This window comes from Clostridium sp., assembly GCF_036569345.1.
In the GTDB taxonomy this organism is placed as follows: Bacteria; Bacillota; Clostridia; order Clostridiales; family Clostridiaceae; genus Clostridium_AD.
The window spans coordinates 1-10445 of the sequence record NZ_DATCQT010000109.1; the positions used below are offsets into that span (position 1 = coordinate 1).

The 10445-nt window shown below is 31.1% G+C and carries 11 protein-coding genes and 2 pseudogenes; 6 read left to right on the forward strand and 7 right to left on the reverse strand.

Going from position 1 to position 10445, the window contains the following annotated elements:
• The 3 genes from VIM70_RS10955 to VIM70_RS10965 all read right to left on the reverse strand — a co-directional run.
• Positions 1-234 (reverse strand): hypothetical protein (locus tag VIM70_RS10955; protein WP_331945799.1); only part of this gene is annotated, 234 nt, incomplete at its 3' end.
• A 91-nt stretch (positions 235-325) separates the two neighbouring features.
• Positions 326-1366, reverse strand: a complete 1041-nt coding sequence (locus VIM70_RS10960) for a hypothetical protein (protein ID WP_331945800.1) — start codon at positions 1364-1366, stop codon at positions 326-328.
• 371 nt (positions 1367-1737) lie between these two features.
• Positions 1738-3117: an IS4 family transposase gene (locus VIM70_RS10965; RefSeq protein WP_331945801.1), complete on the reverse strand. Its 1380-nt coding sequence runs from the start codon at positions 3115-3117 to the stop codon at positions 1738-1740.
• Positions 3118-3373: 256 nt separating this feature from the next.
• Here VIM70_RS10965 and VIM70_RS10970 point away from each other — a divergent pair, with 256 nt between their 5' ends.
• From VIM70_RS10970 to VIM70_RS10980, 3 genes are all read left to right on the forward strand, one after another.
• Positions 3374-3640, forward strand: a complete 267-nt coding sequence (locus tag VIM70_RS10970) for a DUF1016 N-terminal domain-containing protein (protein ID WP_331945802.1) — start codon at positions 3374-3376, stop codon at positions 3638-3640.
• A 253-nt stretch (positions 3641-3893) separates the two neighbouring features.
• Complete coding sequence (locus tag VIM70_RS10975) at positions 3894-4940, forward strand: PDDEXK nuclease domain-containing protein (RefSeq protein WP_331945803.1); 1047 nt, start codon at positions 3894-3896, stop codon at positions 4938-4940.
• Positions 4941-5150: 210 nt separating this feature from the next.
• Positions 5151-5933, forward strand: coding sequence for a recombinase family protein (locus VIM70_RS10980; protein ID WP_331945804.1), 783 nt, complete (start codon positions 5151-5153; stop codon positions 5931-5933).
• Between the two features lie 182 nt (positions 5934-6115).
• Here VIM70_RS10980 and VIM70_RS10985 read toward each other — a convergent pair whose 3' ends face one another.
• Genes VIM70_RS10985 through VIM70_RS10995 form a run of 3 tightly spaced genes read right to left on the reverse strand, consistent with a single transcriptional unit; the run spans position 6116 to position 8332 of the window.
• A complete protein-coding gene (locus VIM70_RS10985) occupies positions 6116-7597 on the reverse strand; it encodes a DUF4173 domain-containing protein (protein ID WP_331945805.1) in 1482 nt (493 codons plus the stop codon).
• 14 nt (positions 7598-7611) lie between these two features.
• Positions 7612-7818, reverse strand: a complete 207-nt coding sequence (locus VIM70_RS10990) for a helix-turn-helix transcriptional regulator (protein ID WP_331945806.1) — start codon at positions 7816-7818, stop codon at positions 7612-7614.
• A 19-nt stretch (positions 7819-7837) separates the two neighbouring features.
• Positions 7838-8332: a DUF2975 domain-containing protein gene (locus tag VIM70_RS10995; RefSeq protein WP_331945807.1), complete on the reverse strand. Its 495-nt coding sequence runs from the start codon at positions 8330-8332 to the stop codon at positions 7838-7840.
• A 561-nt stretch (positions 8333-8893) separates the two neighbouring features.
• On the opposite strand from VIM70_RS10995, the gene VIM70_RS11000 reads away from it, so the two are divergent.
• Entirely contained in the window at positions 8894-9130 is a 237-nt protein-coding gene (locus VIM70_RS11000; protein WP_331945810.1) for a LysR family transcriptional regulator, read from the forward strand.
• Between the two features lie 134 nt (positions 9131-9264).
• Positions 9265-9525 (forward strand): annotated as a pseudogene (locus VIM70_RS11005) (hypothetical protein); the annotation flags it as partial.
• Positions 9526-9753: 228 nt separating this feature from the next.
• On the opposite strand, the gene VIM70_RS11010 reads toward VIM70_RS11005, so the two are convergent.
• Positions 9754-9951, reverse strand: a complete 198-nt coding sequence (locus VIM70_RS11010; protein ID WP_331945809.1) for a peptidoglycan-binding domain-containing protein — start codon at positions 9949-9951, stop codon at positions 9754-9756.
• A gap of 291 nt (positions 9952-10242) precedes the next feature.
• On the opposite strand from VIM70_RS11010, the pseudogene VIM70_RS11015 reads away from it, so the two are divergent.
• Positions 10243-10445: pseudogene (locus VIM70_RS11015) on the forward strand (nucleotidyltransferase); the annotation flags it as partial.

The following is a 10445-nucleotide window of genomic DNA, read 5'->3' on the forward strand; positions in this document are numbered from 1 at the left end:
TGGACTTTTAATTCCATAGACAGCTGCCATAAGCAAGCAAGATTCAATAAGATATTCTGGATTTGGAATCCAAATTGCTTCAATACTGCCTAGTGCTCCATCTATTGAGGCTCTTTTTTCAAAAACTAGTCTAGTAACACTGTTTTCATAAATGCTAATCCTGTTGTTAAACTGAATACCTCCGTTATCTCTATCGATATGACCAAACAATACCTCTGCTAAACATGTTGACATATTAAAAACTCCCTTCGAATTTGTATTTGTTTTTCTATGTCTTATCATATCAATTTTCAAAGGGAGTTTCATGTAAGCTCAGCTTCCATTTTTAATAGAGTTCATTTTCTGTTAATGCTGCTTTTATAACCCTGTCTGTTTCAAGTATTAATTGCTTTTCACCCATTTTTACGGTTACATGATCATCAGGACAGCTAATAATTAAGCAATTTTTATATATTATAGTTTTTCCATCGTCATCAATATATTCAATGAAACAAGCTCTACTATTTTTAAAACATAATAATAGGCTTTGACAACCATATATTGTACTACACATATATTCAGTATGGAAAAGATTACTGATATCCATTTCTAATGACTTATACCAACTGGTATCAATCCCCAATCCCTCTGATACAGTGTAAATTCTGTGCTTTGCATAATCTGATAACTGAATCCATATTGTTTTAGCTCCATATAAAGCATAATTTTTATAAGCTTCTTTCTCAGACATTATTTTCAACCCTTCAAGTGTGGTAATTACTTGCGTCAAATTAAACGTCAAAAATAAAGGATGAATAGTAGAAGGGAAGGAAAGCCTTCCTTTCTTTCTGTCAAAATCCACAGTGAGTTTTTGACCCATTACTTCAAGAGGGTCATCACCATCTCCTTTAAGTATTTTCAAATCATTTTGTAGGGTTTTACTGCTGACGTACAGGATGTCTTCTAATTGGGCGATAGGTGCCTCTGGATCCTGTAGCATTTTGGCTATATAAAGTTGTCTCTCCAAAGTTGTTTTTGGAATCCACTTAGGAAAAGAAATAGAAATTTCTATATTATATTTTTCATTAATAAATGTAATAAATTCCTTATAGATAGCTATAGCTGTTACTTTACTTTTTGTGTATTTTTTTATAGAACTCTTTATTGCTAAATCAATGTATTCTTCAGCGTCTAGATCTGTAATCAATAGTTCAGTATTTAAACCGTCTTGGCTTAGAAAGGTAAAGTCCTTTTCAATGTCTACTTTTTTATTATTTATCTTAACACCAATTAATAAGTTTATTACAATTTTCTTGTCAAACTTTGAGTGCTTTTTATTCTTGCTTAAAACATAAGCTTCAACTGCGTCTTTGATACTATCAGACATGAGTGGTACATCTCCTTTATATAAAAAGTATATTGTAATTATATTATAAATGAATATGTAATTTATAGCCATTGTAATAACTAGAAGTTATGTAGCAAGAAGCTAACTTCCAGTTACCTCCTAGCACCTAGGAGGACATAGCCATCAAGTTAACAGGTTAGCAACCATTTTCTAGGCGAAAAGACAATATATTTATCCTGTGCTATTTAATTATAGATACATTTTTAAAAAGAAACACTTAACTGAATTTTTTTAAAATTAAATATTATTTTATTGGACAGCAAATAAACAATATTACGAGAATCCAATAACTTGAATTTATAAATAATATTGTTATTTGCTGTTTTATATTATTACAAAATTATCTTTGATTATATTAACTTCAAAATATCTCTGGGTGTTAGTTTTGAATTTCTTTTAGCCTTTCTGCCATTAGTGAATATATCATTTAAAATTAATTCAATTAGTTTTAAAAATTCATTTTCTTTTGAAAATATTTTCAACCTTAGGTCAGATAAATATGTTCTTATTACATTGTAACTTTTGTATGTACTTAACTCATTATTTTCCTTCATTCGAAATTTATTATCTGCCAAATTAATTAATACTGAGCCTAATAATAATGAAATTAATTTACCATAAATAAAGCATTCATATCTTTCAATTTTAACTTTATTCACAACGTGTATTTCAAATTGTGATTTCCAAACTTTAAAAATCAGCTCTATTTGCCATCTTAAGGAATATATTTTATATATAAGATTTCGATCTATTACATCTGAAGGAATGTTTGTCATATAAACATTAGCGCCATCTAAGCTAGGGTTACTATTCTTTACCTTATTTTTTTTGGCTCTAAATTCCCTTCTCATTCTTCTTTCCTCTTTGACTTTTTCCAATAATTTAGTTACAATTACCCTTGAGTTAATTTTATGAGTTTTTCCAATTTGTATATCTGAGAGTTCAATTATTTGGCCTTCTTCTAAAGGTTCAAGAACTTTCTTTATATCAATTTTGAAAGACTCTTCTTTTTTTTCGCCACTATAAGTTGAATAACACCGATATTCTGGGTTTGTACTGTATAAGCATGTAGTAGATTTAATTTTTGATATAAAGAAAGCTTTCTTTTGCACAAGCTTATCAAAACAATACATACTGTAATATCCCAGATCCCTTAAGCATAAATCTCCTTCATCCACAGTATGAATAATATCCAGCATATAGTCAGCATCATTTTTTGTACCACTAGTTACTTTCAAGTTTAGAAAAGCTCCTGTTAAAAGATCATATTCCAGATGTATTTTTGCAGCTGCCTCACTGGCTGACCCTCCATTTCCAACATACTTATCTTTAAAATTGTCTGGCAAAGAATAATGGGTTGAATCCATTATTCTTATTTTTTTAAACTTGTTTTTCACTGAGTTTAAAGTGGTTTCAAACATATTATCCTGTTTTGATAAAAGATTTAATAGAATTTCTTTTAAAAATTCTACTGATTTTGAATTAAATTTTAAATTTAATCCTTCCGTTGTAATACTTGTTTTTTCAGTTTTCTGAATTAACGTACATAGTTTAGATAAACTATTTTTACATAAACCATCATCACTAAATACACATAATTTGAGAAATTTAATTGAGTCAAATTTACTTTCCCTTTGAGTGAACTTGGTTTTTGTAGCAATATTTCTTATTCCCTCTTCATCAAAAACGTTTTTTATTTCCAAAATTTTTCTTCTGAATTTTCTATTCACAATCATGCTCCTTCCAAGCCATAACCAATAAATGTTTAATATTACATTTATTTATATATATTTACTAAAAATATATATCCTTACTAATTATATAATATTTAACTCAAATTCAAAAAACAAAGAGTGGATTAAGACCCAAATTATGGTCTAATCCACTCTATTTTCGAAAATTATTTTTTAAATATGGCTATAAATAATACTATAATATTAATATATTATCTTAACTTGATGGCTATGACCTAGGAGGAACTAATATTTGCATTATGGTAAAGGATATAGCCAGGCTAATTTGTTTAATATGGTAAGAATTTATGATTCAATAGAGAGGGCAGAGATTTTACAGACACTGTCTGTAAAATTATCGTGGTCTCATTTAATAAAGTTAATAACAATAGAGGACACTTTAAAAAGGGAGTTTTATATAACGATGTGTGTTAATGAAAGATGGAGTGTAAGAACTGCTAATTATTTATGTTGCATACTAGGCAATGAAGAGGTAGGGTTAAAAGTTGAGAGGCTCTGAAAAGAATAGAAAAATATAAAATAGTAAAAGGAATTTTCAAATGGAGAATCTGTTTAAAAAGACTTCGACAGGAAACATAAAAGAAGTTGGTTCTAAAGTGGAACGTAGCGCATAGTGACTTGTCTGTTTTAAAAAGAAGAGTATAATTCTAAGTAAACGTGAAATAAAACAAAATATCTTAATATATAGAACTATTTAGTCAGGTGAAGAACAAGCAGATTTATATATATATCGAAATTAAGGAAGTGGTACTATGAGTAATCTTATTAATACTGAAAACATAAAATTTTTATATAAAGAAATAACAAAGGCAATTGGTGATAGTAAAAGTAATGTAGTTAAGGCTGTAAATTCTGAAATGGTAATTTTATATTGGAATATAGGTAAAATTATTAAAACTGAAATATTACAAAGTGTAAAAGCTGAGTATGGTAAATCAGTAATTAGCGATTTAAGCAAAGAGTTAACTAAAGATTATGGCAAAGGATATAGTCAAAGAAATTTATTTAGTATGGTAAGATTTTTTGAAGTTTTCTCTAATCAACAAATTTTGCAGACACTGTCTGCAAAATTGTCATGGTCCCATTTCGTGAAATTGTTTTATATAGAAGATGCTTTAAAAAGAGAATTTTATATAACTATGTGTAATAATGAACATTGGAGTGTAAGAACATTAACAGATAGAATAAACTCTATGCTATACGAAAGAACCACAATATCTAAAAAGCCAGAACTAACAATTGTTAATGATTTAAAGCAACTAAGTGAGGAAAATAAGATGACAACAGATTTGTTTTTCCGAGATCCTTATGTATTGGATTTTTTAGAGCTGCACGATTCATATTCTGAAAAAGATATTGAGAATTCAATACTTTCTGAGCTAGAAAAATTTATTTTAGAAATGGGAAGAGATTTTGCATTCCTTGGTAGACAAGTAAGAATAACCATAGGTAATAAGGATTATTTCATTGATTTATTATTTTACCATAGAAAATTAAGACGACTGGTATTAATAGAATTAAAATTAGGGGAATTTTTACCAGAACATAAGGGGCAGGTAGAATTATATCTAAGGTGGCTTCAAAAAAATGAGATGAATGAGGGAGAAAACCCACCAGTGGCTATAATTCTATGTGCAAGTAAAAGTGATGAAGAAATAGAATTACTTGAAGTCGATAAAAGTGGGATACATGTTGCGCAATATTTAACTCAGTTACCGCCTAAAGAATTATTTCAAGAAAAATTATATAAGGCAATAGAAAGAGCCAAGGAAAAATTTGAGGCAAAGAAGTTGGAATAGCTAAACGCAAACGATAATTTAATACTAGCAGCTTAGCTCTGCCACGTCTTACCTTTGATTACCGCGACTTAGGATAGGGCGCCGACAGCGGTGAACCGAGTCTGGGAAAGCTTTGACCTGGAAACGGAAAATATCAAGCTACTAAAACTAAAACCCGGCCAGTAGAGGGAAATTTAAAGTATTGGCTACGCTTGTAGATGCCTAGGTGTTATGGCTTTCGGACAGGGGTTCGACACCCCTCGCCTCCACCAGGAAGAATCTAGATCAATAAGTGAAAACGTTACATGGGGCCAGCGCAGGAGGTTTGCAGATGGTAAAGTCAGCCTACCTTATAAACAGTTTCTTGGATATGAAAAAGGTGAAGATGGCTTACCTAAAATTGTAGAAAAGGAAGCAGCAGTTGTAAGGTTAATTTATAAACTTTTCCTTGAAGGAAGGACACCAGCAGGAATTGCAAGGCAGCTAACAACAAATAAAATTCTAACTCCAGCTGGTAAGTATATATGTCAGACCAGCACGGTACTGAGTATTCTTAAAAATGAAAAATATAAAGGTGATGCTATACTGCAAAAAACCTTTACGGTTGATTTTCTTACTAAGAAAAAGAAAATTAATAAGGGAGAAATCCCCCAGTATTATGTTAAGAACAGGCATCCGGCAATTATAACTCCAGAGGTGTTTGATCTAGTTCAGCATGAGTTTAAAAAACGTAAAAATGTAAAAGGCTATAAAACTGGCGGAGGATGTTTTTCAGGAAAGATCATCTGTGGGGAGTGCGGTAGTTTCTATGGGAGTAAGGTGTGGCACTCCAACAGTAAAAACCGCAAGGTGGTATGGCAGTGCAACGCAAAATACAAAAATGATAAAAAGTGTATTACCCCTCATCTTTACGAGGATACTATAAAACAAGCGTTCCCCGATGCCTTTAATAGCCTACTTGAAAATAAAGAAGAAATATTACAAGAATATGAAATGCCACCATTTAAAAAGTGATGGTGAACTCGGAGCATTATATAATTTTTATATTTATTAAATTAACAAAGTGTTTATGTTTTTAAACTAGGTACCAAAATTGAAACTACAAATCCAAATAAAAAATATTATAGTGATAAAATGGGAAGATAGTAAAAACTGGAAGTTTTTGTTTTCTAAGAATATGTAGAAAAACCAGGGCTTTAGATCCCCTGGTTTAATAATTTTCTAGTTCTGTTTTTACTAAAATTAAATTCAGTCCATGAATTTTCTTTATCAAGCACTTCTTTTCTGTATTTCAAATTTTTATCAATAACCATTTTTATATTGCTATCGCTCTTATCCCTCAGTTCAATCAAGTAAGGAACGGCTTCAAAAGACAATGAAGTCAAATAATAAGCATCCAGCTTTCCAGTTTCATTATAGCGCTCTATATTTTTTCTGGCTATAAACCCATCCATATTAAGATAGTTTATTAGTGTATACATAATTATTGTTATCACAACTATGCTTTTCACTATAGGAATTTTTCTGCACCAAATGCCAGTAGCCACAACCAGGCACAGTATGAAAAGCAGTAGCATAAATAAATGCACTGATACCCTTAAAAAAGTATATCCAAAGGCAGCCTCATACAAAGTAAGCTTAAAATTAGCAGAAAAAAGCATATTTAAGGTAAATGCTACAAGCACAGTTAAAAGAAGATTTGCTATCTTTAAAAGTCTTTTATTATCTTTTTTTATATATTTCAGGCAGCTTAGCACTATTATAAAATTGATAAAGGTAACTGCGGCTAGCTCAAAGAAGCCTTTTCTAGCATATTCTGCATAGGTAAAATTAGCAGGCAGTGCTATATTATCTCCACCATAAAGATAAGAAAATTGAATCATTGTGAAAATCAGATACAGTATATTTAAAGCAACCAATACAGTTATTATTGTAACGGCCTCCCAGCTCACAGCAGGGGCATCCAAGGCCTTTTCAATTGATTTTTTCTCACTCTTAAAGCTCCAAATATAACCAAATAAATAGAAGGTTATAAATAAAATAATTATGGTATGTGGTACAAACTCTTCTATATTTATATTATTAAAAATCTCTGTCAGGTTAGAGAAGTAGTAGCCAAAAACCATATCTGCAGAACTTAAAAGTAATATTAAAATCACAAGCAAAGGAAAGGAAACAAGTATACCAATCAATATCTGCTTTTTTCCTTCCTCCATTTTAACAGTTCTTCCTATATTTATTGAAGCTTTAATAATTTTAAAGGGCTTGTTAATATTTTTAAATACATTTACTATGCCTTTTCTTAACATTTCAACTATAAAGCTGCCTTTATCCCATTTAAGGCTTGGCTTCACTATTAAAATTGAGCTTGCAACCATAAGTAATGAAACTGCTAAAATATTAAAAAAATATAATATTTCCACTGTATGAACTGCAAAGCTAAAGGACAGCAAAGCAATTGGAATAAGTAAAAACCACCCAAAGCTTTTTTCGAAGCTTATTCGGTCTCTTGTGGACCATAAGAAGAATCCAATACACAGCCCTATGAATATGAAGTAGGATATACCAAAGGCCTTATCAAAAAATAATCTATCAAATACAATCCCTATCAGCAGTGAAAATAACAGGCAGTATAAGCCTTCTTTAGTTTTAGGTTCCATAGTTTCATTAATTTCCATTTTAAAATCTCCTTTTATTCCTCTCTAAACTCTAAAATATCTCCCGGCTGACATTTAAGCTCCCTGCATATAGCCTCCAGTGTAGAAAACCTTATAGCCTTTGCCTTTCCAGTTTTTAATATGGATAAATTTGAATTGGTTATTCCAACCTTTTCAGCCAGTTCATTAAGCGAGATTTTGCGTATTGCCATCATTACGTCAAGGTTTACAATTATAGCCATAATAATCCTCCTTTAGTGCCTAAACCGTGAAATCATTTTCTTCTTTTACTTCTACGGCCTGCTTGTATATTTGAGCAAGTATCAAAACAAAGCACCCTGCAAAGAAGAATATCAAGAATTCCGTATCTGTGTGTATGCCTGTTGGACCTATCTCTATTAACCTAAAGCTTTTAATCTGATTATTATAAAAGAAATTTATTAAATAGCATATAGTTATAATAAAGCAGCTTAAAGCTATATTCTTTAGACTTTTCACAATACCCATATTAAAGGGTCCTGCTTTTATAACAGACTTTAAAATCTTTCTAAGACAGTAAAGAATAAATACCAAGGAAGTAGTCCCAATAAAAAACAATATACAGTTTACTATATATTTTCTATTTGCTGCCTCAATATCCCCTGGAGTTAATGTACTTATTATTAAACTTATAAAGGTTAATACCCCAAAAGCAATAAGCACATTTAATACAATTATCAAAAATCTGGCCATAGAATTATATTTGTTCTCTTTCATAAATCACTACCTCCATTTACAATTTTCTAATTTCATCATACTACATCCTTTCAATAATATCAATAATTATTTATTGTATATCAATAAATAATTATTGGTATAGAGAAGTTTATAAGAAGTATATTAGGTTAAGTGGTGAATTGAAACACGAACTTCCAGTTTGTACCCTAAGAATCCCGATTTGAATTTGAAAATACCGTTTTGTAAGTGAAAAGCAACTTTTGTAAACGAAAACTAATATTTTGTAAGTTAATTTCCCGTATGAAATGCATTTTTTATTCAGTATCTGCTATAATCCGTGTGTAAGCACGTAAAAAAGTGTATAGAAAATAGAAGGTCAACCTTCGGTCGATTTTTTGTAATCGGAAAATCTAACCTATATTAGCCTTGTAAATTTAGTTTATTTACTGGTGGCGCTTGTGCATTTTACGTGTTACTTTTGAGAAGTTTCCGTGATAGAATGATGTCCTCAGCTTATACTGAGACATACCCCATCTGGCACGGCAAATTTTCTCCATAGTAGAAGCTGAACGCCTGGAATATACGGACTCCTTCGTTTACATCAAAAGGTCAAACCGCGCGAGGTCGGAAGCCCTTGGATACACACAATCCGCTATGAGCCAGATGATCTCATCGTTAGAAGATGAATTGTCTATTAAATTGTTACATCGTTCTCGAGTAGGAGTAAAATTGATATTAGAGGGTGCTGATTTATACCCATTTATTGAAAGTAGCAAGAAGAAACTGTTTCCAGTTTATTCTATGGGGTCGGGTCCGGAATCAATAATTGCAAATTAAAGTAATATTAGCTTAGGGATGAAGGTACTAAAACTATCTTTTCTTCCTCATGTAGACTAATAACTCACACACATCCTGGATATGTTGGAAGTCTTGGAGAGTTCAATTTGGCTTTATTTGTGGATTTAACTTATATAATTCACTTCTCTCAATGGACAGTGATAAAGTCAGGTACGGCTCGCCTCCACCAGGAAGAAAGCCGGTCTATAAGCGAAAATGTTACTTGGGGGCAGAGAAAACGGTTTTCAGATGGTAAAGTCAACTTGCCTTATAAACAGTTTCTTGACTATGAAAAGGGTGAGAATGGCTTACCTAAAATTGTGGAAAAGGAAGCGGTGGTTGTTAGGCTGATTTACAAAAGGATCCTTGAGGGTGGGACACCAGCAGGCATTAGCAACAGAGCGTGTACGCTTCACTACCAAACTCTGAAAAGTACCTGACCCTTGGGAATAACTTCTAAAAGGTTATGATTAATATCTGATACATTTTATAAATAATTAAAACTGAATCTGTCCTATAAAGTGATTTTAATAGGTACAAGAATTATAAAGTCCCATATGTTTTGTGAGTAACGGGTTCGGCTTTGACGTGCACTCATAGTAATTAGCACACCAAATAGCATTTCAAGAGAGTATGCTTTGCCAAGTACCGTTACCGACAATTCCATCAATCACTAATTTATTGGTTTTCTGATATTCTTTAACACGTTTTATAGTTTCATTTCCATAAATACCATCGATAGCTGCACGAGTTCTCCATTGAATATATCTTATGGCTGATATGTATCCCATAGAATTAGTTCTACATAGAGGTTTTTTCATGATGTTTTTTACTCCAGATAATACTTTAGGTCCACACATGCCATCAATAGAAAGGTTAAGTATTTGCTGAAGCTTTTTAGTAGCGCTTATGGTTAGTGGACCACTGAATCCATTCTTTTTAAGGACGAATATAAAACTTCGGTGCCTGTCACTTAATGGAACATTTAGAGGCAGAGTAGGGGCTGTGAGTTAGAAAATTTAATATAGCCTTATTTTTAAGTATTTTTGTTTTGAATGTTATTATATATGGTAAAATAAATAATATATATAACTTAGAAAGGGTGATCAAATATTATGGGAATACTAGATAAATATGATGAATCAATAAAATTCACATATAATTATGCATATATAATGTTAGTTCATTTAAAGAATATCACAGATAATTTTAATAATATAAATAACCCAGATGATATAACGATGGAAGTGTATAGAGATTCAATTATTAAAAAGTATGAAACACTAGAAGACTTAACTTGGAAGTTACTTTCTAA

Bases quoted from the DNA above. Each gene is read 5' to 3' on its own strand.
- VIM70_RS10960 (WP_331945800.1), bottom strand. From the start codon at position 1,366: ATGTCTGATAGTATCAAAGACGCAGTTGAAGCTTATGTTTTAAGCAAG.
- VIM70_RS10975 (WP_331945803.1), top strand. From the start codon at position 3,894: ATGAGTAATCTTATTAATACTGAAAACATAAAATTTTTATATAAAGAA.
- VIM70_RS10980 (WP_331945804.1), top strand. From the start codon at position 5,151: ATGGCTTTCGGACAGGGGTTCGACACCCCTCGCCTCCACCAGGAAGAA.
- VIM70_RS10985 (WP_331945805.1), bottom strand. From the start codon at position 7,597: ATGGAAATTAATGAAACTATGGAACCTAAAACTAAAGAAGGCTTATAC.
- VIM70_RS10990 (WP_331945806.1), bottom strand. From the start codon at position 7,818: ATGGCTATAATTGTAAACCTTGACGTAATGATGGCAATACGCAAAATC.
- VIM70_RS10995 (WP_331945807.1), bottom strand. From the start codon at position 8,332: ATGAAAGAGAACAAATATAATTCTATGGCCAGATTTTTGATAATTGTA.
- VIM70_RS11010 (WP_331945809.1), bottom strand. From the start codon at position 9,951: ATGAAAAAACCTCTATGTAGAACTAATTCTATGGGATACATATCAGCC.